This window comes from Streptomyces kanamyceticus, from assembly GCF_008704495.1.
GTDB lineage: Bacteria > Actinomycetota > Actinomycetes > Streptomycetales > Streptomycetaceae > Streptomyces > Streptomyces kanamyceticus.
Map to the genome: position 1 here is coordinate 9424239 of NZ_CP023699.1, position 23483 is coordinate 9447721.

The following is a 23483-nucleotide window of genomic DNA, read 5'->3' on the forward strand; positions in this document are numbered from 1 at the left end:
TTCGGCCCAGACGGTGATGCAGCGGCGGTGCCGGTGGCATCGCTTCAGAACGGCATTGGAAAGGCTTAGGGGGGAACTAGGGGAGGTTCAGCCGCGCTCAAGGGGAGCTTCGGCCGCACTCAAGGGGCGCGTTGGACAGCGGACAGGGGTGCGATGAGGGGGCGGATAGGGGGCGCGGTGCGGAGCGGGTTCACACCGAGGTGCGTGAGGCGGGACGGGGCACCCGCGGCGGCTGGACGGAGGGCTTCCCTGTGGCGTACTGGACGTACTCCCGATGCAGCCGGAAACCGGCCGTCCAGCCGAGCAGTCGGCTGGGCCGGTTGTCGCGCCCGCAGGACCAGCTCGCGGTGCGCCCGCGCGCGGTGATGTCCGCGCAAAGGGCCGTCACACAGGCCAGCGCCAGACCCTCCCTGCGGCGTTCGGGAGCGGTGAGCACGGCCACGTCCTCGAACGTGTCACCGACGAAGTATCCGCAGGCCACGGCCGCGACCCGGCCCGCCCGGTCGAAGGCGCCCCAGCCGTGCCCGGCGGCCGCGAGCCCCGAAGGGCCGCCCCAACTGCTGTGGATCCACGCGGAGTCGTCGCCGAGCGCGGTGAGCGCGTCGGCGTCACGCGGCTCGAGGCGCCGCACGGTCACCCCGCGCGGCGGCCGCGGCGCGGCCACCGGTTCACGGTGGACGTACACCATGCGCTCCACCGGTACGAGGCGGTCGAACGCGGCGCCGAGCACGGGCAGGAAGCGCACCGGAGCCTCCACGCGGCTGTGCGCGAAGGGCGCGAGCAGGCCCGGGGTGAGGCTGTACGGATCGCCGCTGAGCAGCACGTGGCCCGCGCACGAGACGGCCGCGACGCGCGGGCTCAGGGCGCGGTCCACCCACCAGTCGCCCACACCGCCGGCGGCGACGTGCTCGGGCAGGGAGGCGGTCCCGGGTTCCCCCGCGGTGAACCAGCGGCTCACGGCGGGCAGCGGCTGCTGGGGGAGCTGAAGCATGAGGGTTCCTCCGGAGTGCGACCTTCGAGTGAACTGGGCGTGACACCGGCCGACCCCTGAACGGCAGCCCGTGTCGGCGTCAGCGGGTTCCCGTCCCGAGCGACATCCAACTGGGCCGGGGGCGCGGGCTCAAGAGCATGGCGTCGGCTTTGACGTCGCACTGACGGCCGAAGGGGCCCGGCGACAGCATCGCGTCAGGGTGGGGCGCCGTCGCGTCAACGTCGCGTCATGGAGGGTCGGTTGGCACCTCGTGCCGGGCATAACGTCACCGTATGCCGCAGGTCGCCGATCGGACCCGCGGAGTTCCCTGTGGGCTCCGCCCGTCTCCGTCCGTCACCTGCTTCACTTCTCACCTGCCTCATCTGTCTCCATCGGAGGAACCCATGGCAGAGCTCCCGTGCGGCGAGGACCCCGAGCCCTGTGAACCCGGCCCGGCCGGGCCGCTTTTCGTTCCCGTCCGGCCGGGACCCGCGGGCTGCGTGGCCCGCCTGTTCCGCACAGCCGTCGGCGGACGCACCGCCGTCGCCTTCACCACCGAGGAGCGCCTCGGCGCCGCCCTCGGCGACACGCAGCCGTGGATCAGGCTTTCCACACCGGCGCTGCGGGCACTCGTCGAGCCGCTCGGCGTCGGTGACGTCACCGTCGACCCACGGCTGGCCGCGCATCCCGTCGGGCCGCCGCTGCGGCCCGGCGAGCGGTACGCGGCCCCCCGGCGCGACCGGGACCGGCAGGCGGTGGGCGCGCCGCGCGTCACCTCCGCGGCGGCCCTGGCGGGCGCGCCGACCCCCTGGATCGGCTGAGGACGAGGCGAAAAGAGACCTGTCATGACCACCCTGCACGTACCTCCGTTCCCGGCACCTGGCCCGTCGTCGTCGACGCCGTCGGCAGGCGCCCCGGCAGTAGCGGCCCCCAAGACCCCCGCGCCCCCTCTCCCGGTGCTGCCGGGCCCCGTCGACGCACTCGCCCCGTCCGACGAGGAGCTGTCCATCTGGCCCGCCTCCACCAGGCCCCTCGGACGCGGTGACCTCTCCGTGGGCGGCGTCCCGCTCACCGAGGTCGCCGAGCGCTTCGGCACCCCCGCCTACCTCCTGGACGAGGGCGAGGTGCGCGCACGCTGCCGCGGCTATCTGCGCGCCTTCCCCGAGGCCGAAGTCCTCTACGCCGCCAAGGCGTTCCTGTGCCGCGCCATGGCGCACTGGATGGCCGAGGAGGGCCTGGGCCTCGACGTCTGCTCGGCCGGTGAGCTGGAGCTCGCCGTCACCACCGGGTTCCCCGCCGAACGCATCGTGCTGCACGGCAACGCCAAGAGCCCGCACGACCTGTCGGCCGCGCTCCGGCTCGGCGTCGGCCGCATCGTCATCGACAGCGCGTCCGAGATCGCCCGCCTCGCCGCCGCCGTGCCGACGGGCAGCAGGCAGAAGGTGATGGTCCGGGTGGTACCCGGCATCGCGGCGGGCGGGCACGCCAAGATCCGCACGGGCACCGACGACCAGAAGTTCGGCCTGTCCATCACGGACGGCTCCGCGCAGCACGCCGTCGCCCGCATCCTGGGCCAGCCCGCGCTCGAACTGGTGGGCCTGCACTGCCATCTGGGTTCACAGATCACCACGGAGAAGCCGTTCCTCGCCGCGGTGCGCAGGCTGGTCGGCCTGATGGCCCGGATCAAGGACCAGCACGGCATCACGCTCCCCGAACTGGACCTCGGCGGCGGCCACGGCATCGCCTACCGGCCCGGCGAGGACGCGCTCGACATCGCCTGCCTGGCCCGCAAGGTTCGGGCCGAGCTGATCGAGAGCTGCGCGGCGGCCGGACTCACCGTGCCGCACCTGATCCTGGAACCGGGCCGCGCGATCGCGGGCCCCTCCGGAGTGGCGCTCTACCGGGTGCTCGCGGTGAAGCGGACCGGCGGGCAGACTTTCGTCGCCGTCGACGGCGGCATGAGCGACAACCCGCGCCCGGCGCTGTACGGGGTGCGGTACGTGCCCCGTCTGGTCGGCCGGAGCGCCACGGCAGAGGCCGTGCCCGTGACCGTCGTGGGGCGGCACTGCGAGGCGGGCGACATCCTGGCGACGGACGTGCCGCTGCCGGGGGACGTACGACCGGGGGACCTGCTCGCCGTCCCGGTCGCCGGGGCGTACCACCTCTCGATGGCCTCGGGCTACAACCTCGTGGGCCGCCCGCCCGTGGTCGCGGTGGCCGATGGACACGCACGGCTCCTGGTGCGCCGGGAATCCCTGGAGGACTTCCGCAGCAGGGACGTGGGTCTGTAGGGCGCGGACGTGACGGCGGCCCCGGGGCGCGATGCCCCGGGGCCGCCGTCGCGACGATGCGGTGGTGGAACCGCGTGGTGGTGGAACCGTCAGAGAATGGCGCCCGGCGCGTAGGCCGCGGCCTCGGGGTGCTCCTTCAGGAGTGCCTCGATCCGCGCGACGACCGCGGCGACCTGGTCACTGGCGGCACCGGTGAAGGACAGCTTGTCGGCCATCAGCTCGTCGAGCTGCGCGCGATCCAGCGGAATGCGGGAGTCGGCGGCGAGCTTGTCGAGCAGTTCGTTGCGCTCGGCGCCCTGCTCGCGCATGGCGAGCGCGGAGGCGACCGCGTTCTCCTTGATGGCCTCGTGGGCCTCCTCGCGGCCGACGCCCGCGCGCACCGAGGCCATCAGGACCTTGGTGGTGGCGAGGAAGGGGAGGTAGCGGTCCAGCTCGCGCGCCACGACGGCGGGGAAGGCGCCGAACTCGTCGAGCACGGTCAGGAAGGTCTCCAGGAGACCGTCGAGCGCGAAGAACGCGTCGGGCAGCGCGACCCGGCGTACGACGGAGCAGGAGACGTCGCCCTCGTTCCACTGGTCGCCCGCCAGCTCGCCGGTCATCGAGGCGTAGCCGCGCAGGATGACGGTGAGGCCGTTGACGCGCTCGCAGGAGCGGGTGTTCATCTTGTGCGGCATCGCGGACGAGCCGACCTGGCCGGGCTTGAAGCCCTCGGTGACCAGCTCGTGCCCGGCCATCAGGCGGACCGTCTTGGCGATCGAGGACGGCGCGGCCGCGACCTGCACGAGCGCGGTGACCACGTCGTAGTCGAGGGAGCGCGGGTAGACCTGGCCGACCGAGGTGAAGGCCGCGTCGAAGCCCAGGTGCGAGGCGATGCGCTGCTCCAGGTCGGCCAGCTTCGCGGCGTCGCCGCCGAGCAGGTCGAGCATGTCCTGGGCGGTGCCGACCGGGCCCTTGATGCCGCGCAGCGGGTAGCGGTCGATGAGTTCGTCGAGGCGGCGGTACGCGACCAGGAGCTCGTCGGCGCCGGTCGCGAAACGCTTGCCCAGCGTGGTCGCCTGGGCGGCGACGTTGTGGGAGCGGCCCGCCATGACCAGCTCGGCGTACTCACCGGCGAGCTTTCCGAGCCGGGCGAGGACCGCGACCGTGCGGTTGCGGATCAGCTCCAGGGAGAGCCGGATCTGCAGCTGCTCGACGTTCTCGGTGAGGTCGCGCGAGGTCATGCCCTTGTGCACGTGCTCGTGCCCGGCGAGGGCGTTGAACTCCTCGATGCGGGCCTTCACATCATGGCGCGTGACCTTCTCGCGCTCGGCGATGGAGGCCAGGTCGACCTGGTCGAGCACGCGCTCGTAGTCGGCGATGGCGGCGTCCGGAACCTCGATCCCCAGGTCCTTCTGCGCGCGCAGCACGGCAAGCCAGAGCTGACGCTCCAGCTTCACCTTCTGCTCGGGCGACCAGAGGGTGGCGAGCTCGGCGGAGGCATAACGTCCGGCGAGGACGTTCGGGATACGGGGCTTTGCAGGCGCAGCAGTCACGTGCACGGAGTTTACCTGGCCTCCGACCTGCACTTTGACCGTCCCTACAGCCCGTAGGGCGGGGATCGTTGGAGCATCGTCCAGGGATTTCCACGCAGCGTGAGCCGTCCGTCACCCGGGCGTGGGTGCTCGCTGGACCGCGTTGTCAGTGGCGACTGCCATGCTGCGTCCATGACTGAGACCGTGAAGGGCCCCGCGAGCTACTTTCCGTCGATCGAGAAGAAGTACGGGCGGCCGATAGCCGAGTGGCAGGACCTCATCCGCACCTCACCGCTGACCAAGCACATGGAGCTGGTGAGCTGGCTCAAGACCGAGCACGCTCTCGGTCACGGCCACGCCAACGCCCTGGTCGCCCACACCCTCGCGGAGGGAGCGGGCAAGTAGCGGCGACCGGTCGTCGACGGCTACCGCCCCTGAGCCGGTCCGTCGTACGGCAGCAGGTCGGGACGCTTGGGCGGGCGGCCGTCGCCGGACGAGCGGCCCGTGAGGCGGCGGCCGATCCACGGCATGAGGTGCTGCCTGGCGAACCGGGCGTCGGCGACGCGGCGCGCGGCCCAGCGCGGCGGCAGCGCGGCGGGCAGGGGCGTGCGCCAGTCGTCCTCGGGCGGATAGCCGAGCGCCTGCCAGACGGCCTCGGCGACCCTGCGGTGGCCTTCGGCGGTGGGGTGCAGCCGGTCCACGTCCCACATGCGCTGGTCGCCGAGCACGGCCGCGCCGTAGAGGTCCACGACGACGGCGCCGTGCCGTGCCGCAAGGCCTTCGATGTGGTCGAAGAGCTCCTCCATGCGCGGACGGAAGCGTTCCATCACCGGGCCGTTGCGGCCGGGGCTGCGCATCAGGACGAGCTGCTTGCAGGCGGGGGCGAGACGCTCGACGGCCTCGTCGAGCAGGCCGCGCACGCGGTCCATGTCGCACTTGGGGCGCAGCGTGTCGTTGAGGCCGCCCACCAGGGTGATCACGTCGGGCTGCATGGCGGCCGCGACGTCCACCTGCTCCTCGACGATCTGACCGATGAGCTTGCCGCGCACCGCGAGGTTCGCGTAGCGGAAACCGGGCGCCTCGGCGGCCATCCGACCGGCCAGGAGGTCGGCCCAGCCGCGGTAGCTGCCGTCGGGCAGCAGGTCCGACATGCCTTCGGTGAAGGAGTCGCCGACCGCGACGAGACTGGTGTAGTTGGCATTCATCTGCATGGCGGAAGCGATCGTATCCCGCCGGTGCGCGTCGTGGACGGGGGCCGCCGGGTCTCGGTCGGCGCGGGGTTCGGCGGGCCGCGCCACCACGGTCTCGGCGGCGCCCGCGAACGCCTCGATCTGCTCGCCCGCTGAACCGGGCGGCCTAAGGCGTTCCGGGGGCGGCGCGGAGGTGCTGGGCAGGACGGTGTGACGGCGGTATGTCATAGGCACGCCGTCGTCACGAGAGAGCGAGCCCGCCATGTGGACCGCAGCCTTCTGGAAGGCCACCGCGGAGCGTGCGATCCGCACCTTCGCCCAGGCGCTCGCCGCCGTCCTGGTCGCGGGGGCGACCAGCCTGCTGGACGTCCCGTGGGGCGCCGCCTTCGCGACGGCCGGCCTCGCGGCGCTGCTCGCGGTCCTGACGGCGATCGGCGCGTCGGAGGCCGGAGCGAAGGGCCCCGGCATCACCGAGAGCCCGACCGCCCCGGCGCCGACCCCCACGGCCACCACCCCGACGACCGGTGGCGCGTGACACCGGGCCCTTACGCGCGCAGCACCCGCCCCGAATCCACCCGCACCTCGTCCCCGCGAAACCGCTCCCGGAGCCTGCGGTCGTGGGAGACGACCACCAGCGTTCCCGCGTAGTCGCCGAGCGCCTCGTCGAGCTCCTCGACCAGCGCGGGGGAGAGGTGGTTCGTCGGCTCGTCGAGGAGCAGCAGATCGGCGGGGCGGGTCACCAGGCGGGCCAGGGCGAGACGGCGGCGCTGGCCCACGGAGAGACCCCGTACCGGTACGGCCAGGTCCTGAGCGCGGAACAGCCCGAGGGCGAGCAGCGCCTCGGCGTGGTCGTCGGGCAGCCCGCCGAGCCCGGCGGCGAACGCCTCCAGGAGCGGCAGCGACGTGTCCTCGTGCACGACCTCCTGGGGCAGGTGGCCGATCCGCGCCGGGAGGTCGACCGTGCCGCGGTCGGGCGTGAGCAGACCCGCGAGGACGCGCAGCAGCATCGACTTGCCCGCGCCGTTCGGCCCGGTCACCAGCGTCCGTGAGCCCGGCTCCAGGGTCAGGTCCTGGACGGAGAGGCGGTCGCCGACCGCCACGTCCGCAAGCTCCACGGGACGTACGAAGGGGTGGTCGCCGCCCGCCACCGCCGCCGCGAACCGCAGCGGGTCCGGGGGCCGTGGCACCGGCTCGGCGCGCAGCCGCTTCAGCCGCTCGCGCGCATTGCGTACGGCACCGGAGAGCTGCCCCTCCACCGACCGCTGGTGCTTGGTGAACGCGGGCCGCTCGCTCATCCGCCAGCCCGTCGAGAGCCGCTCGGAGCCGCCCTGCGCGAGCCGCTCCTGGCGGGCCACCTCGTCGGACCACGCGCGGTGGCGCTCCTCCCAGCGGCGCCTGACCGCGGTGCGCTGTTCCAGATAGCCGTGCCAGCCGCCGCCGTACCGCGCCACGGACCTGCGGTCCCCGTCGACCTCGACGATCGACTCCGCCACGCGGTCGAGGAAGACCCGGTCGTGGGTGACGGCGACGACGGTGCCGCGATGCGCCCGCAGCCGCTCCTCCAGCCAGCCGAGCGCCTGGTCGTCCAGGTGGTTGGTCGGCTCGTCGAGCAGCAGCAGTTCGGGCCGCGGCGCGAGGACGCAGGCCAGCGCGAGCCGCGCGGCCTCGCCGCCGGACAGCGAACCGAGCGTCCGCGAGCGCGCCAGGCCCGGTAGACCGAGCCCGTGCAGGGCCGCCTCAAGGCGCGCGTCCGCCCGATAGCCGTCCCGTGCCTCGAAGGCGGCGACGAGGTCGCCGTACGCGGCGAGATCCGCGGCGGTGGCGGAGCCGAGTGCGGCCTCCGCCTCGTGGATGCGCCGCTCCAGATCGCGCAGTTCGGCGAGCGCGTCGTCCACCGCGTCCTGCACGGTGGCGTGCGGCGGCAGCCGGGGCACCTGGGCGAGATGGCCGGTGCCGCCGTCGGACACGACGGACACCTCGCCCTCCGCGGGCACGTACTCACCCGCGATCAGCCGCAGCAGCGTCGACTTGCCCGAGCCGTTCTCGCCGATGACCCCGGCCTTCTCGCCGGGGCGCACCGAGAGGGAGACCCGGTCGAGGACGGGCCGGTCCGGATAGCCGTACGACACGTCGCACAGGACGAGTTGACTCACTGCGGGCAGCTCCCTCGGACGCGTACGACTGACTCACACGGGCTGGCCGAACAGCTCCCTCAGCACGTCCTCCATCGTGACCATCCCGGCGAGCCTGCCGTCAGAGCCGAGCACCGCGGCCACGTGCGTACGGCTGCGGCGCATGGCGGTCAGCACGTCGTCGAGCGGCGTCGTCTCGCGGACCTGGGCGATCTTGCGCATGTCGGGGACCCGGAACGGCAGATCGCGCGGCGACCGGTCGAGGGCGTCCTTGACGTGCAGATAGCCGACGATCCTGCGACCCTCGTCGACGACGGGGAAACGCGAGAAACCGGACTCGGCCGAGAGCTGCTCCAACTGCTCCGGCGTGACGCCCACGCGCGCGTAGACCACGTCCTGGAGCGGCAGCACCACATCCCTGACCGGGCGGCGGCCCAGTTCGAGGGCGTCGTGCAGCCGTTCCTGCGCGCGGTCGTCGATGAGACCCGCGTCTCCGGAGTCCTTGACCATGCGGGCCAGCTCGTCGTCGGAGAAGCTCGCGGACACCTCGTCCTTCACCTCGACGCGCAGGAGCTTCAGCAGGCCGTTGGCGAACGCGTTGATCGCGAAGATCACCGGACGCAGCGCCCGCGCGAGCGTCACCAGCGGCGGCCCGAGCAGCAGCGCCGTGCGCACCGGCTCGGCCAGCGAGATGTTCTTGGGGACCATCTCGCCGAGCAGCATGTGCAGATACGTCGCCACGGTCAGCGCGATCACGAAGGAGATCGGGTGCACCAGGCCGTGCGGGACGCCCACCGCGTCGAAGACGGGCTCCAGGAGATGGGCGATGGCGGGCTCGGCGACGATGCCGAGCACGAGGGTGCACAGGGTGATGCCGAGCTGCGCCGCGGCGAGCAGCGCCGACACGTGCCGCAGCCCCCACAGCACGCTCTTCGCGCGCTTGTTCCCGTCCTCCGCGTAGGGCTCGATCTGGCTGCGGCGTACGGAGATGAGCGCGAACTCGGCGCCTACGAAGAAGGCGTTCACGACGAGCGTCGCGAGGCCGATCAGCAACTGGACGGCGATCATCGGGCATCCTCCTCGGGCTCGTCCGCGGTCAGGGGGGCGTGCAGGAGCACGCGCGCGGCGCGCCGCCCGGAGGCGTCCACCACGTCGAGCCGCCAGCCGCCGGCCTCGATGGTGTCGCCGACGGCCGGGATCCTGCCGAGCTCGGTGGCGACGAGTCCGGCGAGCGTTTCGTAGGGGCCCTCGGGTGTGCGGAGGCCGACCCGCGCCAGCTGGTCGGTGCGCGCGGCTCCGTCGGCGGAGTAGAGCGTCCTGCCGTCGTCGTCCGTGCCCGCGGCGGCGATGTCGGGCGTCTCGTGCGGGTCGTGCTCGTCCCGCACCTCGCCGACGACCTCCTCGACGATGTCCTCCAGGGTGGCGACCCCCGCGGTGCCGCCGTACTCGTCGATGACCACGGCCATCGTGCGCTTGCCGGAGAGCCGGTCGAGCAGTCGGTCGACCGTCAGCGTCTCCGGTACGAGCAGCGGCTCGCGCATCAGTTCGGCCACGGGGTAGCGGGCCCTGCGCTCGGCGGGCACCGCGAGGACGTCCTTGATGTGCGCGACACCGACCACCGAGTCGAGGTTGCCGCGGTAGACGGGGAAGCGGGACAGGCCGGTCGCGCGCGTGGCGTTCGCGACGTCCTCGCAGGTGGCGTGCGCGTCGAGGGCCATGACCTGGACGCGCGGCGTCATCACGTTCTCCGCGGTCAGATCGGCGAGGTTCAGCGTGCGCATGAACAGCTCGGCGGTGTCCGCCTCCAGCGCGCCCTCCTTGGCGGAGTGGCGGGCCAGGGCGATCAGCTCCTTGGGGCCGCGCGCGGAGGCCAGCTCCTCGGTGGGTTCGATGCCGAAGCGGCGTACCGAACGGTTCGCGGTGTTGTTCAGATGCGCGATGAAGGGCCGGAAAGCGGCGCTGAACAGGCGCTGCGGCGTCGCCACCCGCTTGGCGACCGCCAGCGGCGACGAGATCGCCCAGTTCTTGGGGACCAGCTCGCCGATGACCATCAGGAAGACGGTCGAAAGGGCCGTGCCGATGACCAGGGCCACCGAGGAGGCGGCCGACGACGGCACGCCGAGGCCGCGCAGCGGGCCCGCGATCAGCTTGGCGATGGACGGCTCGGAGAGCATGCCGACGACCAGATTGGTGACCGTGATGCCGAGCTGGGCGCCGGAGAGCTGGAAGGTGAGGTTCTTGACGGACTTGAGGGCGCCCGCGGCGCCCCGCTCGCCGCGTTCGACGGCCTGTTCGAGCTCGCTGCGCTCGACCGTCGTGAGGGAGAACTCCGCCGCGACGAAGACCCCACACGCCAGACTGAGCAGCACCGCCACGAGGAGCAGGAGCACTTCGGTCATCGGGTCACCTCCGTCCCATGATCGGGCAGTGGCGGGAGGAACGCGCGATGTCGGGTACTGGGAGGCTCGCCCATGGGCGGACGCTCACACCTTTCCGTGGAGACGAGTGGTCCCACCATGTTAATTCCCCGGCGAGGCCGCCCCGGCGCCCGGACCGCCCGCCTGCCTCCCAGGAGCCGCCCGCCCCTCAGCCGCCGAGCGGCTTGACCCATCGGCTCCACTGCGGCTCGGGCGCGTAGCCCGCCGCGCGCCAGGCGTGCTGGGCGAGGTCGTTGCGGTCCAGGACCATGGCGTCGCCGCGGCGCCCGCCGAGCCGTACGAAACGCTCCTCGGCGGCGGCGAGGAGCGCCGCGCCCACACCCCGGCGGCGGTGCTCGGGGTGCACGGCGAGGCGGTAGAGGTGGCAGCGCCAGCCGTCGAAGCCCGCGATGACCGTGCCCGCGAGGTCGCCCCCGCGCTCGGCGAGGATCAGCGCCTCGGGGTCGCGGCCGACGAGTCGCTCCACTCCGGAGCGGTCGTCGCTGATGCTGGTGCCCTCCGCGGCCACCTTCCAGAAGGCGAGCACGGCATCTAGGTCCTCGGGCGTCGCGGCCCGTATCCGAAGATCGTCCATGCGGGCATTCCATCACCGCCTGGGGCCCTGCACGCGCGATTTTCAGCATGCGGACAACGGGGCGCCACGGCGCTCAACTGCCGGACAGCTCCTCGATGACCGGCCCGAACGCCTCGAAGTACGGTTCCAGGACCGTGATGTACGAGAAGCCGTAGCGCTCGCGCTGGGCGCGCAGCTGGTCGGCGATCTGGCGCACGGTGCCGATGAGGACGATCGGGAGTTCGAGTGCGGTGTCCTCGGTGAGGCGCGGGATGTACTCCACGACCGGGCGGACCGCCGCGCGTCGGTCGTCCGTCACCTCCACCATCTGGATCAGCAGGTTCAGCTCGGCCGGTGCGGCGCGGTCGGCGGCGAAGCGGTGGTAGGCGGCGATCCGCTCGTCCAGTTCCTCCGCGGTGAGGTGACGCAGCGTCCCGCTGCTGTCTCCCGGGGCCGCCTTGGCCCCCGTGAAGGCGGCGATGTCGGCGTGCTGGGAAGTGAGTTGGAGCATGCGGTCGCCGTTGCCGCCGATCAGGAGGGGCGGCCGTGGCTTCTGGAGCGGCTGTGGCTGGTGCTCGTCGGCGCCGAGCAGCTTGTCCAACTCCTCGATGGCGCGCCGGAGATGGTCGACGCGCTCGCCCGGTGTGCCCCAGGGCAGGCCCGCCGCGTCGTGCTCCGGCTTGACGTAACCGGTGCCGAGGCCGAGTTCGAGCCGCCCGCCGGTCAGCGCGTCCGTCGTGGCGACCTCGCGCGCGAGCAGGGCCGGATTCCAGAATCCGGCGTTGAGGACGAACGTGCCGACCCGGGGCCGCTCGGTGGCCTCGGCGGCGGCCACGAGCGCGGGGAACGGCGAGGGCGCGCCGAGGTGGTCGGGCACCAGGATCACGTCGTACCCGAGCCGTTCCGCCGTGCGGCACTTCTCACGCCAGTCGTCGCCGGTCGACAGGCTGACCATGTTGACGCCGAAGCGGAACGGCCGGGTCATGAAATCTCCTCGCGCGTCGGGTACTTGGGTGCTTCCGCTGTCAGTCCACCACTGGGCGCACTCGCGCGGCCAGTGCGTTCACGCACGATGCGCTCACTCGTGCGCGATGGCCGCGAGTACGTTCATGCGCGACGCGCGCAGCGCGGGCAGCAGCGCCGCCGCGAGGCCCACGACGACCGAACCGATCACCACCGCGACGATCGTGCTCCACGGGATCGCGAGTTCCTTCATGCCCTGGAGCGCGAGGACCTGTTGTACGGCGACGCCCCAGACCAGGCCGAGCGCCAGCCCGAGCAGTGCCCCGAACACCGCGATGACCACGGATTCAAGGCGGATCATCCGGCGCAGCTGACGCCGGCCGAGGCCGATGGCGCGCAGCAGGCCGATCTCGCGGGTGCGTTCCACGACGGACAGGGCGAGGGTGTTGACCACGCCGAGCACCGCGATGACGATCGCCAGGCCGAGCAGGGCGTAGACGAGGTAGAGCATGACGGCGATCTGCTGGCGGATCAGCTCCTTGTAGTCGGCCTGGTCGCGGACCTGGACCTGCGGATAGGGGTCGAGGGTCTTCTCCAGGCGGTCGCGCAGGGTGTCCGCGCCGGTGCCGGAGGCGGCGTTGACGTACAGCGCGGAGTCCTGGCCGCCCGGCACGTACTTCTCGACCGTGCCGAACCCGACGAAGATTCCGCCCTCGACGCCGAAGCCCTCGGCCGTGTCCACGTCGGTGAGCGCGCCCACCGTCAGCTTCGTCGTGCGCCCGCCGGGGAAGGTGACGGGCAGTTCCTCGCCCATGCGGACCTTGTGCTTCGCGGCGAAGTCCGCGTCCATGCCGATGTGGCCCGTGGCGAGCGCGGCCCGCGAACTGCCCTGCTCGTACGGGATGTGGGCGACGTCGTCGAGCCGCTGATCGTAGCCGGACGCGGTCGTCTTGACGTTCTTGCCGTCGGGCATCGCCAGTTTGACGGGCGTGAACCGCTGGCGTACGACGAGTCCCGCACCCTCGGTGTCCTTGACCTTCCCCGTGATCTCCTGCGGGAACGGCATGAAGTTGCTGTTCTGCACGACGAAGTCGGCGCCGAGCGTTTTGTCGATCTGCCGGTCGAACGACTTGGTCATCGACGCGCTCGCCACCGAGAGCCCGCCGACCAGGGCGAGGCCCACCATCAGCGCGGCGGCCGTGGCGCCGGTGCGCCGCGGATTGCGCAGCGCGTTGCGCTGGCTCATCCGGCCGATCGAACCGAACACGGCGGGGAAGGCACCGCCGAGGACCCGGATCACCGGACGCACCAGGAGCGGGCCCGCGATGACGGTGGCGATCAGGGTCAGTACGACACCGAGCCCCAGCAGCGACGCCGCCGACGAGGTCTTGTCCGCCCTCGCACAGCCCACGAGAGCGGCCGCCCCGGCCGCGCCGACGAGCGCGCCCGCCACCGCCCGTACCTTCAACGGCCGTCCCACACCGGCGATTTCGGCGTCCGCGAGCGCGGCCATGGGCGAGACGTGCGCGGCCCGGCGCGCGGGCAGGTACGCGGCGACGAAGGTGACGCCGACGCCGACGACGTACGAGATGACGGGCGTCGCCCAGCCGACGACCATCTCCGTGGACTTCAGGTTCATCCCGAGCAGGCTCATGAGCTTGATGAGCCCGAGGGCGAGGCCGATGCCCGCGGCGAGGCCGAGCGTGGAGCCGACGAGCCCGAGCAGCAGCGCCTCGAAGAGTACGGAGCGGCGCACCTGGCTGCGGTCGGCGCCGAGCGCGCGCAGCAGGCCCAGTTCGCGGGTGCGCTGCGCGATCAGCATCGAGAAGGTGTTGACGATCAGGAAGATGCCCACGAGCACGGCGACACCGGCGAAGCCGAGCATGACGTACTTGATGACGTCCAGGAAGCTGCCGAACTCCGACGCCGCGGAGTCGGCCTGTTCGTCGGCGGTCTTGAGGTCGTAGCGCGAGCCGAGGTCGGCGGCGATCCGGTGCTTGAGCGCGGTGTCGCTCACGCCGTCGGCGGCGGTCACCGAGATGCCCGTCGCCACGTCCGTCGAGCCGAGGAGCTCGCGCTGGGCGGACGCGGTGTCCAGGAACAGGAGGGCGGCGCCGGGATTGGTGGTGGTGAAGGTGGCGATGCCGACGATCTCGACCTTGAACGAGCCGGGGCGCGCCAGGACGGTGAGGGTGTCGCCGAGCTCCACGCCCTTCTTGTCGGCCGTGTCCGCGTCGATCATCGCCTGACCGCTGCCGCGCGGCGCGTGGCCCGAGGTGAGCTCCACGGGGTTGCGGTCGGTGCGGTACCAGTTCATGGCGATGGTGGGTGCGCCGGTGGTCGGTCCGACCGATTCGTTCTTCCTGTCGACGACCGTGATGTTCCGGACCGAGGCGTCGACGTGCGCGTCCGCGACACCGGGGACCTTCGCCACCCGCTGCCGCAGGCTCGCGGGCACCGTCGGGGTCTGTCCCGAGGGCACCGCCTCGTCGAGGTCCTCCTTGGGGGAGACGGTCACATCGGCGGCCGTCGACGCGAAGAGCCGGTCGAACGTGCGCGTCACGGTGTCCGAGAAGATCAGGCTGCCCGCGACGAACGCGACCGAGAGGATGACGGCAAGGGCGGAGAGCATCAGCCGGCCCTTGTGCGCGAGGAAGCTCCTGAGCGTCGCCTTCAGCACGGCGCCCCCGCCTCAGCCCTGGTCGGTCGCGCTGTCGGCGGGTCCGTGGGGCAGCCCTGGTGTCACGGCGTGCAGCGAGTCGAAACGCTTCATGCGCTCGAGCACGGTGTCCGCCGTCGGCCGCGCCATGTCGTCCACGATCCGTCCGTCGCCCAGGAAGAGGACCAGGTCGGAGTGGGCGGCCGCGCCGGGGTCGTGGGTGACCATCACGACGCTCTGGCCGAGCTTGTCGACCGCGTCGCGCAGGAAGCCGAGCACTTCGAGTCCGGCGCGCGAGTCGAGGTTCCCCGTCGGTTCGTCGGCGAAGATCAGTTCGGGCTTGGAGGCGAGCGCGCGGGCGCAGGCGACGCGCTGCTGCTGTCCGCCCGAGAGCTGGGCGGGCCGGTGCTTGAGGCGGTCCCGCAGGCCGAGGGTGTCGATGACGTGCTCCAGCCATGCGCGGTCGGGGCGCTGTCCCGCGATGTCCATCGGGAGCGTGATGTTCTCCAGGGCGTTGAGCGTGGGGATGAGGTTGAAGGACTGGAACATGAAGCCGATGCGGTCCCTGCGCAGCCGGGTCAGCTCGCGCTCCTTGAGCCCGGTGATCTCGGTGTCGCCGAGCCACACCTGGCCCGCCGATACGTTGTCGAGCCCGGCCAGGCAGTGCATCAGTGTGGATTTCCCCGAGCCGGAGGGCCCCATGACGGCGGTGAACCGCTCGCGGGCGATGTCCACGTCGACCGAGTCGAGGGCGAGCACCGTCGTCTCGCCCGATCCGTAGGCCTTGGTCAGACCGCGGGTGCGCGCGGCGACGGCGGTGGGCCCCGAGTGCCCGGTGAACGGTGCCGAAGCAGGTGTGGACAAGGCCGCCTCCTGGGTTGTGGCCGTCCCAACTCCCGTAATTCCGCCGAGAGTAGTGGGGTGCGCAGGGTGTCCGGTATCCCTCCGAGGTCGTGGCCCGAAGCGTATGTAAGGGACAAGGTTCTGGCGCCCTTGCCGGTGCTAGCGTTTCGGCGCTAGCTTGATGGCATGGCGAAGACTCAGCTGAACGTGCGGGTGGACGAGGACACCGCCCGGGCCGCGCGGGAGCGCGCCCTGGCCCGAGGCATGAGCGTGAACCGCTACATCGAGGAACTGGTCAAACAGGACGCGGGTGAACTGGGACACACGTTCGTCGAGGCCGCGGCCGATTTCATGAAGCAGTACGAATCCGTCTTCGCCGAGGAGTTCGGCCCCGAGCGCGAGGGCAGCCGTCCGGTCCGCGAGGGCAGCCACCCGGTCCGAGAAGGTCGTCACTGAACGTTGAACCTCAGAATCGATCTTGCCTGGCTGCTCATGATCGCCGAACACAAGACGCCCGGAGACCCCCAGGTCACCGACTGGGGAGCCCTCGTCGCCGCCATCAGCAGGCACGAGGCCGAGATATTCGGCATGCCCGTCTACGAGACCCCGCACGACCGCGCGGCGGCGCTCTTGCAGGTGCTGCTCCACATCCCCGCACTCGAACGCTCCAACGCGCTCTTCGCCTCCTCCGTCGCCTACGCCTACCTCGTCTCCAGCGGCCTGAAGGTCGTCACCTCGCCCGAGCAGGTGCGCGATCTCGCCCGCCTGGTCAAGGAGGACGGCGCGAGCGTGCACACCATCGCGGATCAGCTGCGCCTGTGGAGCCTGTGAGCTTTCGGGGCGGCCGACCGATGAGTTGTCGCCCCGGCGGGGGTCATTACGGATGACCGGCCGCGCCCTCCGGGGCGCGGCACACCCGTTCGTCGGAGGAGAACGCATGCCCACCGCCATCCAGCCCATCATCGTGACGCCGGACGTCGATCGCCTCGTGTCCTTCTACCGTGAACTCCTCGGCGCCGAGGAGGCCGAGCGGTTTCCCGAGGGCGACCAGGTCTTCTTCGTCCAGCTGGCGCTCGACGGCGCGGAGCTCGGCATCGTCGCGGACGCCGCCACCGAGAGGGGCGAGCCCGGACGGATCGTCCTGAGCGTGCGGGTCGACGGCGTGGACGACCTGCTCAAGCGGGTCGAGCCGCTGGGCGGCACGGTGTCGGGGGAGCCCAACGACATGCCGTGGGGGCAACGCGTCGCGCACGTCAAGGACCCGGACGGCAACGTGGTCAATCTCTGCCAGGAGCTCTGAGACAGAGCGCGCCGCCCCGGACGTCAGGAGGCGTCCGGGCGGCGCGCCGTGCCGAGCACGCAGTACGACGAAGGCAGGCGCGGCCCCTTCGCGGGCACCAGGAACCGCCGGTGCGCGCCGAGTGTGAAACCCGCCTCGCGCAGGGCCGCCAGGGGGTCACGGCCGACGTGACAGCCGCCGAACAGGGGCGGCCACACCGTGCGGTCGAGGATCCGCTGGGTGGTGGCCATCAGCGTGCCCGGCGCCTTGCCGTGCTCGAAGAAGCGGAGCTCGCCGCCGGGCCGCAGCACCCGGCGGATCTCGCCGAGCGCCCGGGGCACGTCGCGCACGCTGCACAGCACGAGCGAGACGACGGCGGCGTCGAACGCCTCGCTCTTGACGGGCAGCGCCTCCGCGGCGCCCGGCACGACGTCGACCGGCACGTCGGCACGGAGCGCGGCGGAGACCGCGAGCCGCCGCAGCAGGCGCTCCGGCTCGATCGCCACGACCTCGGAGACCGCGCCCGGGTAGTGCGCGAAGTTGAGCCCGTTGCCCGCGCCGATCTCGATCACCCGCCCCGACAGACCGGCGAGCAGTTCCTTGCGGTGGGCGCCGATCACGGGCTCGGCCGCCACGCTCTGCCGGGCGTAGAAGCGGGCGAAGACGGGGTGGTGCACGATGTCCCGGGAGCCGGGCTTGGGGGAGCGGGGCGGCATGAACCCTCCTCGACGGAGCGATCGGATACCGCCATGGTGCCCCGACGGAGGGCATTCGCCTCCTGCTGGTGGCGGGGAGTCCCTGTGAAGGGGCGGCTGCTCCCACCATGCCGGGCCCCTGCGGGCGAATCTCCGCGTGACCGGCAGCCGCCCGTGCCCCTGGCCTCTCGGCCCCAGCGCCTGCGCCCGCTCACCCCTGGCCTCAACGCCCCCGCGCCCCCGCCCCCTCCCGCTCACCGAACGCCTTCGCGTCCCACGTGCCGCCCAGCTCGGGAGCCAGCCAACTGCCCGCCGAAGCGCGGAAGGCGGGGCCTTCGAGCGACCCGGCGCCCGCCGGGACCGCGCCGAGGAGCGGGGTGCCCGCGTCCTTGGGGAGGTCGGCGAGGTTGCAGCGGGATGCCAGGTCGGGGGCGGTCGGCCAGCTGCCGATCAGCGGGCCGAGCTGGCGCACGCCGCGCGCCCGCAGCGCCTCGGCCGTCAGCGCCGTCGCGTTGAGCGTGCCGAGGCCCGCCGTCACGACCATCAGGACCGGCGCGCCCAGGAGCCGCGCGGCGTCCGCGAGGGTGCCGCCCTCGTCGTCGAGGCGTACGAGCAGTCCGCCCGCGCCCTCGACGAGGACCAGGTCGTACTCGGTCGCCAGCTTCGCCGCCGCGTCGGCCACCTGCTGCGGACGGACCTGCGCGAGTCCGGCCCGCCGTGCCGCGACGTCCGGCGCCAACGGCTCGGGGTAGCGCGCGAGTTCGAGGGTGGTGATGCCCTCGCCCGCGAGCCGCGTCACCTCCCGCGCGTCGCCGGGATCGTCGGGGCCGACCCCGGTCTGCGCCGGTTTGAGGACGGCGACGCTGCGCCCGGCCGCGCGGGCGACGGCGGCCACCGCCGCCGTCGTCACGGTCTTGCCGATCTCCGTGCCCGTACCGGACACCACGATGACCGTCATGTCAGCCCTCCTTCGCCGCCGCGCACACCGCGCGCGCGATCCGTGCCACGTCGTCGTCATTCGTGACGAACGGCGGCATCGTGTAGATCAGGTCGCGGAACGGCCGCACCCACACACCCGCGCGTACCGCCGCGTCCGTGGCCGCCGCCATGTCCACCGGGTGATCGAGCTGGACGACGCCGATCGCCCCGAGGACGCGGACCTCCTTGACGCCGGGCAGGGCGGCCGCCTCGGCCAGACCGTCGCGCAGGCCCGACTCGATGCGTTTGACCTCGGTCCGCCAGTCCTGCCCGAGCAGCAGGTCGATCGAGGCACCGGCCACCGCGGCGGCCAGCGGATTGCCCATGAACGTCGGCCCGTGCGCGAGGACCGGCACCTCGCCCCGCGAGATGCCGTCGGCCACGCGCGGTGTGCACAGCGTCGCCGCCATCGACAGATAGCCGCCGGTCAGCGCCTTGCCGACACACATCACATCGGGTGTGACACCGGCATGGTCGGCCGCGAACAGCTCCCCCGTACGGCCGAAGCCCGTCGCGATCTCGTCGAACACCAGCAGGACGTCATGGGCGTCGCACGCCTCGCGAAGGGCGCGGAGGTAGCCGGGGGAGTGGAACCGCATGCCGCCCGCGCCCTGCACCACCGGCTCGACGATCACGGCGGCGAGTTCGTCGGCGTGCGTCCCGATCAGCTCGTGGAGGTGATCGGCGTACGCCTCGTCGTACGCGTCGAAACCGGGCGGCGGCGCGTCCGCGAACACCTGCCGCGGCAGGACGCCCTGCCACAGCTCGTGCATGCCCCCCTCGGGGTCGCAGACGGCCATCGGCTGCCAGGTGTCGCCGTGGTAGCCGCCGCGCCACGTGAGCATGCGCCGCTTCTCGGGGCGGCCGAGCGAACGCCAGTGCTGCAGGCACATCTTCACCGCGACCTCGACGGCGACCGAACCCGAGTCGGAGAGGAACACGTGCTCCAGGCCCTCGGGCGTGATGTCGACGAGGCGCTTGGCGAGGGCGACGGCGGGCTCGTGCGTGAGTCCGCCGAACATCACGTGGCTCATGCGGTCCAGCTGGCCGCGCACCGCGTCGTCGAGGACGGGGTGGCGGTAGCCGTGGATCGCCGACCACCAGGACGACATGCCGTCGATGAGCTCGGTCCCGCCGTCCGCGAGACGCATCCGGACGCCGCTCGCGGACTCGACGACCAAGGGCTCGTGCGTGCCGGGCATCGGCCCGTAGGGGTGCCAGACGTGCTGCCGGTCGAGCGCGATCAGGTCCGCGGTGGAGAGGTCACGCATTGGGTGCGAGGTCCGTTCCCGCGCCCCGGCGACGCACCGCCACCAGGTCCGTGCGCGCCTCGTTGGCTTCGGCCGCGGGCTCGTTCGAGGACGCAGTCGATTCGTCCGGGGTCTCGGCGCTCCCGCAGGGACCGCATCCGCCGCCCTCGTGCGAACCACAGCCACCCGCGTCGTGCCCGCCACAGCCCGCCGCCGCGGCCGCCGCCGCGGCCGCCGCCGCGTCCACGCGGTGCTTCGGCAGCGTCACCTGGTCGGTGCCCTCGACCTCGAAACCGGCGTCCGCGATCATGTCCAGGTCCGTCTGGCCCGCCTGGCCCTCACTGGTCAGGTAGTCGCCCAGGAAGATGGAGTTGGCGAGGTTCAGGGCGAGCGGCTGCATGGAGCGCAGATGGACCTCGCGGCCACCCGCGATGCGCACCTCGATGTCCGGGCAGACGAAGCGGGTCATGGCGAGGATGCGCAGGCAGCGCTGCGGCGTGAGGTTCCACTCCTTGGCCAGCGGCGTGCCCTCGAAGGGGATCAGGAAGTTCACCGGCACGGAGTCCGCGTCGAGTTCGCGCAGCGCGTACACCACGTCGACCAGGTCGGCGTCGCTCTCGCCCATGCCCGCGATCAGCCCCGAGCAGGCGGAGAGGCCCGCCGCGTGCGCCTTCTGGACGGTGTCGACACGGTCGGCGTACGTATGGGTCTTGGTGATGTCCCCGTACGTCGCCTCGGACGTGTTGAGGTTGTGGTTGTACGCATCGGCGCCCGCGCCCCGCAGGCGCTCCGCCTGGCCGTCCGAGAGCAGGCCCAGACAGGCGCACACCTCGACGCCCTCGTTCGCCTCCTTGACCGCCGCGATGGTCTGCGCGACCCGGTCGACGTCACGGTCCGTCGGCCCGCGGCCGCTCGCCACCAGGCAGACCCGCTTGGCGCCGCCCGCGACCCCGGCGGCCGCCGCCTGGGACGCCTCGTCGGGCTTGAGCCAGGTGTACTTGAGGATCTCGGCCTTGGAGCCGAGCCGCTGCGAACAGTACGAGCAGTCCTCGGGGCACAGGCCCGACTTGAGATTGACCAGATAGTTGAGTTTCACCCGTCGCCCGAACCAGTGGCGCCGCACCTTTCCGGCGGCGGCCACCACGTCCAGCAGGTCGTCGTCGGAGGTGGCCAGTACGGCCAGCGCCTCTTCGCGGGTCGGCAGCTCGCGCCGAAGCCCCTTGTCCACCAGCGTGTTCAGCAGATCCATGGCGCTGATCCTTACGTACGGCGACCCTCCTGGCCAAGGAGAGTTCGTACAACAGAAACGCTTTGAGGTGTGGGTATTGCCACACCCTGGCCAGGTGGCCGGACGGCTAGGGTCTGTGCAATGTCTACAAACAGGCCCCGTGTGGCGCAACCGGCGAGCGCACCGTTCGACTGGCTCGACGAGCAGGCCAGGCTACGGTCGGCGGCCGGTCTCGTGCGCACCCTGCGCTCCCGCGCGGCCGACCCGGGCGGCCTCCTGGACCTGGCGAGCAACGACTACCTGGGCCTGACCCGGCACCCCGCGATCGCCGAGGGCGCGGCCGCGGCGGCCCGGCGCTGGGGCGGCGGCGCGACCGGCTCGCGCCTGGTGACGGGCACGACGGAGCTGCACGCCGAGCTGGAGCGTGAACTGGCGGAATTCTGCGGCGCCGAGGCGGCGCTGGTGTTCTCCTCCGGGTACACGGCGAACCTCGCGGCCCTCACCGCGCTCGCCCCGCACGGCTCCCTGATCGTCTCCGACGCGAGCAACCACGCCTCGCTGATCGACGGCTGCCGCCTCGCCCGCGCCGCGACGCAGGTGGTGCCGCACGCCGACCCGAACGCGGTGCGCAAGACGCTGGACGCCCACGGCGGCCCCGCCCTGATGGTCACCGACTCGGTGTTCTCGGTGGACGGCGACGCCGCCCCGCTCGCCGAACTGGCCACCATGTGCCGGGAGTTCGGTGCGGGGCTCGTCGTCGACGACGCCCACGGACTCGGCGTGCTGGGGACCGGCGGCCGGGGCGCGCCGTACGCGGCGGGGCTGGCCGGTGCGCCCGACACCGTGGTGACCCTCACGCTCTCGAAGTCCTTCGGCAGCCAGGGCGGCGCCGTGCTCGGTCCCGCCAAGGTCATCGAGCACCTGGTGAACGCGGCCCGCACCTTCATCTTCGACACCGGGCTCGCGCCCGCGTCGGCCGGCGCCGCGCTGGCCGCCCTGCGGCTGCTGCGCGCCGAGCCGGAGCGTGCGGCGCGGGCGCGGGAGGTCGCCGCCGAGCTGTACCGGCTGCTCACGGCGGAGGGCCTTTCGGCGGTGCGTCCGGAGGCCGCCGTCGTGTCCGTACGGGCGCCGTCGCCGGACGAGGCCGTGCGGTGGGCGGCCGACTGCCGGGCCGCGGGCCTTGCGGTGGGGTGCTTCAGGCCGCCGTCCGTGCCGGACGGCATCTCGCGACTGCGGCTGACCGCCCGTGCGGATCTCACCGGCGAACAGATCGCCGATGCCGTACGAGTGATCAGCCGCAACGCACCCGGGTAAGAACCGGTCCCGGCCCGGTCGGGGCCGGGGTCTGCTCACCGGAGGCTGTCTACGAATGTCTCCCAGGGGCCGGGGGAGAAGAGCAGGGCGGGCCCTGCCGTGTCCTTCGAGTCGCGCACGGCACGCAGGCCGGTCAGCGAACCCGAGACGAGCGTGGCCGTCTCGACACAGTTGTTCATTCCATTACTGCGACTGCTGCGCTGCCACCGCGCACCGTGCAGTGTGGTGCTGGAAGGTAGGTGTCGAGGCAGTGCTGTCATGGTGCCTCCTTATGCGCCATCGCCTAGCCCGGCGATGAAATCCGTTGAGTCCTCTGGTGATAGCGCCTGTTCCTGAAGGGAGTTGAAGGCCTCCGTGTATGCCTGGAGGTCTTCTTTCCGTTCGAGGTAGAGGCTACTCGTCAAATGGTCGAGAACAACCAGATCCAGATCAGCAATGTTCGGAAATGAGAAGATAACGAAAGGCCCGATCAGGCCCACGTGCTCTCCCGCGGCGAACGGCAGCACCTGAAGTCGCACGTGGGGCAGGTGTGCTGTCTCCCGTAACCGCGCCAGCTGCCCCGCGAAGACCCGCTCCCCGCCCACCGGGCGGCGCAGCACCGCCTCGTCGAGCACCACGCTCAGCCGCAGCGGCGGATCCGCGCGCAGCACGTCCTGCCGGGCCAGACGCACCTCCACCAGGGCCTTCACCTGGTCCTCCGGCAGCCCGCCGAGCGCGGCCCTGGTCACCGCGCGCGCGTAGTCCGGGGTCTGCAGCAGGCCCGGCACGACACTGGTCTCCAGGGTGCGCAGCCAACTCGCCTGCGATTCCAGGCTGATGAAGTCGCGATAGGTCGCGGGCAGCAGGTCGCGGTAGGCCTTCCACCAGTGGTGGCGCCCCGTGCCCGCTTCCTCGGAGCCGCCCAACGCGGCCAGGCGTTCGATGAGATGGGGGTCCTTCACGTCGTACGCATCGAGCAAGAGGCGCACGTCGGGGGCCTTCACGCCACTGCGGCCCGTCTCGATCCGGCTGACCTTCGACTGGTGCCAGCCGACCTTGGCCGCGGCCTCGCTGCTGGTGAGTCCGGCCAGGCCGCGCAGGGCGCGTAATTCCGCGCCGAGTTGGCGGCGGCGCACCGCGGGCCCGTACTGCATGTCCGTCTCCTTCCGGACGGAGCCGTCGGCGAGGCGGCGGCTGGGCGGGGGGCAAT

General features: G+C 72.2%; 24 protein-coding genes. 8 read left to right on the forward strand and 16 right to left on the reverse strand.

The window, feature by feature from the left end; genetic code table 11:
- Positions 1 to 190: 190 nt before the first annotated feature.
- A complete protein-coding gene (locus CP970_RS40740) occupies positions 191 to 991 on the reverse strand; it encodes a GNAT family N-acetyltransferase (protein ID WP_055544429.1) in 801 nt (266 codons plus the stop codon).
- Positions 992 to 1374: 383 nt separating this feature from the next.
- Here CP970_RS40740 and CP970_RS40745 point away from each other — a divergent pair, with 383 nt between their 5' ends.
- Positions 1375 to 1791 (forward strand): SAV_915 family protein, encoded by a 417-nt coding sequence (locus tag CP970_RS40745; protein ID WP_055544428.1) that lies wholly within the window; start codon positions 1375 to 1377, stop codon positions 1789 to 1791.
- A gap of 24 nt (positions 1792 to 1815) precedes the next feature.
- Positions 1816 to 3261 carry a diaminopimelate decarboxylase gene (gene lysA, locus CP970_RS40750; RefSeq protein ID WP_150494608.1) on the forward strand — a complete coding sequence of 482 codons (1446 nt, stop codon included), beginning with the start codon at positions 1816 to 1818 and terminating at the stop codon, positions 3259 to 3261.
- Positions 3262 to 3350: 89 nt separating this feature from the next.
- Here the strand turns inward: lysA and purB are convergent, their stop codons facing one another.
- Positions 3351 to 4793, reverse strand: a complete 1443-nt coding sequence (gene purB, locus CP970_RS40755) for an adenylosuccinate lyase (protein WP_055549960.1) — start codon at positions 4791 to 4793, stop codon at positions 3351 to 3353.
- 171 nt (positions 4794 to 4964) lie between these two features.
- Here purB and CP970_RS40760 point away from each other — a divergent pair, with 171 nt between their 5' ends.
- Positions 4965 to 5177: a DUF4287 domain-containing protein gene (locus tag CP970_RS40760; RefSeq protein WP_055549955.1), complete on the forward strand. Its 213-nt coding sequence runs from the start codon at positions 4965 to 4967 to the stop codon at positions 5175 to 5177.
- Positions 5178 to 5197: 20 nt separating this feature from the next.
- Here the strand turns inward: CP970_RS40760 and CP970_RS40765 are convergent, their stop codons facing one another.
- Positions 5198 to 5983: an SGNH/GDSL hydrolase family protein gene (locus CP970_RS40765; RefSeq protein WP_055549958.1), complete on the reverse strand. Its 786-nt coding sequence runs from the start codon at positions 5981 to 5983 to the stop codon at positions 5198 to 5200.
- Between the two features lie 241 nt (positions 5984 to 6224).
- Here CP970_RS40765 and CP970_RS40770 point away from each other — a divergent pair, with 241 nt between their 5' ends.
- Positions 6225 to 6497 (forward strand): holin, encoded by a 273-nt coding sequence (locus CP970_RS40770; RefSeq protein ID WP_055549953.1) that lies wholly within the window; start codon positions 6225 to 6227, stop codon positions 6495 to 6497.
- 10 nt (positions 6498 to 6507) lie between these two features.
- On the opposite strand, the gene abc-f is transcribed toward CP970_RS40770, so the two are convergent.
- The 7 genes from abc-f to CP970_RS40805 form a co-directional block, all read right to left on the reverse strand.
- Positions 6508 to 8124 (reverse strand): ribosomal protection-like ABC-F family protein, encoded by a 1617-nt coding sequence (abc-f, locus tag CP970_RS40775; RefSeq protein WP_055549952.1) that lies wholly within the window; start codon positions 8122 to 8124, stop codon positions 6508 to 6510.
- Between the two features lie 24 nt (positions 8125 to 8148).
- Positions 8149 to 9162 (reverse strand): hemolysin family protein, encoded by a 1014-nt coding sequence (locus CP970_RS40780; RefSeq protein WP_055549950.1) that lies wholly within the window; start codon positions 9160 to 9162, stop codon positions 8149 to 8151.
- On the reverse strand, positions 9159 to 10493 hold the full coding sequence (locus CP970_RS40785) for a hemolysin family protein (RefSeq protein WP_055549947.1): 1335 nt from the start codon (positions 10491 to 10493) through the stop codon (positions 9159 to 9161). The genes CP970_RS40780 and CP970_RS40785 overlap by 4 nt, the downstream gene beginning before the upstream one ends.
- Before the next feature lie 187 nt (positions 10494 to 10680).
- Positions 10681 to 11106, reverse strand: a complete 426-nt coding sequence (locus tag CP970_RS40790) for a GNAT family N-acetyltransferase (RefSeq protein ID WP_055549945.1) — start codon at positions 11104 to 11106, stop codon at positions 10681 to 10683.
- 73 nt (positions 11107 to 11179) lie between these two features.
- Positions 11180 to 12070 (reverse strand): LLM class F420-dependent oxidoreductase, encoded by an 891-nt coding sequence (locus tag CP970_RS40795; RefSeq protein ID WP_055549943.1) that lies wholly within the window; start codon positions 12068 to 12070, stop codon positions 11180 to 11182.
- A 93-nt stretch (positions 12071 to 12163) separates the two neighbouring features.
- A complete protein-coding gene (locus tag CP970_RS40800) occupies positions 12164 to 14728 on the reverse strand; it encodes an ABC transporter permease (RefSeq protein ID WP_055549941.1) in 2565 nt (854 codons plus the stop codon).
- Between the two features lie 12 nt (positions 14729 to 14740).
- Positions 14741 to 15571: an ABC transporter ATP-binding protein gene (locus CP970_RS40805; RefSeq protein ID WP_055549939.1), complete on the reverse strand. Its 831-nt coding sequence runs from the start codon at positions 15569 to 15571 to the stop codon at positions 14741 to 14743.
- A gap of 165 nt (positions 15572 to 15736) precedes the next feature.
- Here CP970_RS40805 and CP970_RS40810 point away from each other — a divergent pair, with 165 nt between their 5' ends.
- The 3 genes from CP970_RS40810 to CP970_RS40820 all read left to right on the forward strand — a co-directional run bounded on the left by CP970_RS40810 (position 15737) and on the right by CP970_RS40820 (position 16850).
- The gene (locus tag CP970_RS40810; protein WP_055549937.1) at positions 15737 to 16006 is read left to right on the forward strand and encodes a hypothetical protein; all 270 of its coding nucleotides are present in this window, start codon (positions 15737 to 15739) and stop codon (positions 16004 to 16006) included.
- 3 nt (positions 16007 to 16009) lie between these two features.
- Positions 16010 to 16381 carry a hypothetical protein gene (locus CP970_RS40815; protein WP_055549935.1) on the forward strand — a complete coding sequence of 124 codons (372 nt, stop codon included), beginning with the start codon at positions 16010 to 16012 and terminating at the stop codon, positions 16379 to 16381.
- A 106-nt stretch (positions 16382 to 16487) separates the two neighbouring features.
- The gene (locus CP970_RS40820) at positions 16488 to 16850 is read left to right on the forward strand and encodes a VOC family protein (protein WP_055549957.1); all 363 of its coding nucleotides are present in this window, start codon (positions 16488 to 16490) and stop codon (positions 16848 to 16850) included.
- Between the two features lie 23 nt (positions 16851 to 16873).
- Here the strand turns inward: CP970_RS40820 and CP970_RS40825 are convergent, their stop codons facing one another.
- The 4 genes from CP970_RS40825 to bioB all read right to left on the reverse strand — a co-directional run bounded on the left by CP970_RS40825 (position 16874) and on the right by bioB (position 21001).
- The gene (locus CP970_RS40825) at positions 16874 to 17545 is read right to left on the reverse strand and encodes a class I SAM-dependent methyltransferase (protein ID WP_055549933.1); all 672 of its coding nucleotides are present in this window, start codon (positions 17543 to 17545) and stop codon (positions 16874 to 16876) included.
- A gap of 202 nt (positions 17546 to 17747) precedes the next feature.
- The gene (gene bioD / locus CP970_RS40830) at positions 17748 to 18482 is read right to left on the reverse strand and encodes a dethiobiotin synthase (protein WP_224058986.1); all 735 of its coding nucleotides are present in this window, start codon (positions 18480 to 18482) and stop codon (positions 17748 to 17750) included.
- 1 nt (position 18483) lies between these two features.
- Positions 18484 to 19773 (reverse strand): adenosylmethionine--8-amino-7-oxononanoate transaminase, encoded by a 1290-nt coding sequence (locus CP970_RS40835; RefSeq protein WP_055552153.1) that lies wholly within the window; start codon positions 19771 to 19773, stop codon positions 18484 to 18486.
- Complete coding sequence (gene bioB, locus CP970_RS40840; RefSeq protein ID WP_055552155.1) at positions 19766 to 21001, reverse strand: biotin synthase BioB; 1236 nt, start codon at positions 20999 to 21001, stop codon at positions 19766 to 19768. The genes CP970_RS40835 and bioB overlap by 8 nt, the downstream gene beginning before the upstream one ends.
- 120 nt (positions 21002 to 21121) lie before the next feature.
- Here bioB and CP970_RS40845 point away from each other — a divergent pair, with 120 nt between their 5' ends.
- Positions 21122 to 22294 (forward strand): 8-amino-7-oxononanoate synthase, encoded by a 1173-nt coding sequence (locus CP970_RS40845; protein ID WP_055552157.1) that lies wholly within the window; start codon positions 21122 to 21124, stop codon positions 22292 to 22294.
- Positions 22295 to 22329: 35 nt separating this feature from the next.
- Here the strand turns inward: CP970_RS40845 and CP970_RS40850 are convergent, their stop codons facing one another.
- Together CP970_RS40850 and CP970_RS40855 are read right to left on the reverse strand one after the other, a co-directional pair.
- The gene (locus CP970_RS40850) at positions 22330 to 22554 is read right to left on the reverse strand and encodes a DUF397 domain-containing protein (protein ID WP_055552160.1); all 225 of its coding nucleotides are present in this window, start codon (positions 22552 to 22554) and stop codon (positions 22330 to 22332) included.
- A 9-nt stretch (positions 22555 to 22563) separates the two neighbouring features.
- Positions 22564 to 23427, reverse strand: a complete 864-nt coding sequence (locus tag CP970_RS40855; RefSeq protein WP_055552162.1) for a helix-turn-helix domain-containing protein — start codon at positions 23425 to 23427, stop codon at positions 22564 to 22566.
- Positions 23428 to 23483: the final 56 nt, after the last annotated feature.

Excerpts from the sequence above, each read along its gene's own strand:
- CP970_RS40760 (WP_055549955.1), top strand. The coding sequence starts at position 4,965 with ATGACTGAGACCGTGAAGGGCCCCGCGAGCTACTTTCCGTCGATCGAG.
- lysA (WP_150494608.1), top strand. The coding sequence starts at position 1,816 with ATGACCACCCTGCACGTACCTCCGTTCCCGGCACCTGGCCCGTCGTCG.
- bioB (WP_055552155.1), bottom strand. The coding sequence starts at position 21,001 with ATGGATCTGCTGAACACGCTGGTGGACAAGGGGCTTCGGCGCGAGCTG.
- CP970_RS40855 (WP_055552162.1), bottom strand. The coding sequence starts at position 23,427 with ATGCAGTACGGGCCCGCGGTGCGCCGCCGCCAACTCGGCGCGGAATTA.
- CP970_RS40795 (WP_055549943.1), bottom strand. The coding sequence starts at position 12,070 with ATGACCCGGCCGTTCCGCTTCGGCGTCAACATGGTCAGCCTGTCGACC.
- CP970_RS40790 (WP_055549945.1), bottom strand. The coding sequence starts at position 11,106 with ATGGACGATCTTCGGATACGGGCCGCGACGCCCGAGGACCTAGATGCC.
- CP970_RS40825 (WP_055549933.1), bottom strand. The coding sequence starts at position 17,545 with ATGCCGCCCCGCTCCCCCAAGCCCGGCTCCCGGGACATCGTGCACCAC.
- CP970_RS40845 (WP_055552157.1), top strand. The coding sequence starts at position 21,122 with ATGTCTACAAACAGGCCCCGTGTGGCGCAACCGGCGAGCGCACCGTTC.
- CP970_RS40780 (WP_055549950.1), bottom strand. The coding sequence starts at position 9,162 with ATGATCGCCGTCCAGTTGCTGATCGGCCTCGCGACGCTCGTCGTGAAC.
- CP970_RS40765 (WP_055549958.1), bottom strand. The coding sequence starts at position 5,983 with ATGCAGATGAATGCCAACTACACCAGTCTCGTCGCGGTCGGCGACTCC.
- CP970_RS40820 (WP_055549957.1), top strand. The coding sequence starts at position 16,488 with ATGCCCACCGCCATCCAGCCCATCATCGTGACGCCGGACGTCGATCGC.
- CP970_RS40740 (WP_055544429.1), bottom strand. The coding sequence starts at position 991 with ATGCTTCAGCTCCCCCAGCAGCCGCTGCCCGCCGTGAGCCGCTGGTTC.
- CP970_RS40835 (WP_055552153.1), bottom strand. The coding sequence starts at position 19,773 with ATGCGTGACCTCTCCACCGCGGACCTGATCGCGCTCGACCGGCAGCAC.
- CP970_RS40745 (WP_055544428.1), top strand. The coding sequence starts at position 1,375 with ATGGCAGAGCTCCCGTGCGGCGAGGACCCCGAGCCCTGTGAACCCGGC.
- CP970_RS40850 (WP_055552160.1), bottom strand. The coding sequence starts at position 22,554 with ATGACAGCACTGCCTCGACACCTACCTTCCAGCACCACACTGCACGGT.
- CP970_RS40770 (WP_055549953.1), top strand. The coding sequence starts at position 6,225 with ATGTGGACCGCAGCCTTCTGGAAGGCCACCGCGGAGCGTGCGATCCGC.
- CP970_RS40810 (WP_055549937.1), top strand. The coding sequence starts at position 15,737 with ATGGCGAAGACTCAGCTGAACGTGCGGGTGGACGAGGACACCGCCCGG.
- CP970_RS40785 (WP_055549947.1), bottom strand. The coding sequence starts at position 10,493 with ATGACCGAAGTGCTCCTGCTCCTCGTGGCGGTGCTGCTCAGTCTGGCG.
- bioD (WP_224058986.1), bottom strand. The coding sequence starts at position 18,482 with ATGACGGTCATCGTGGTGTCCGGTACGGGCACGGAGATCGGCAAGACC.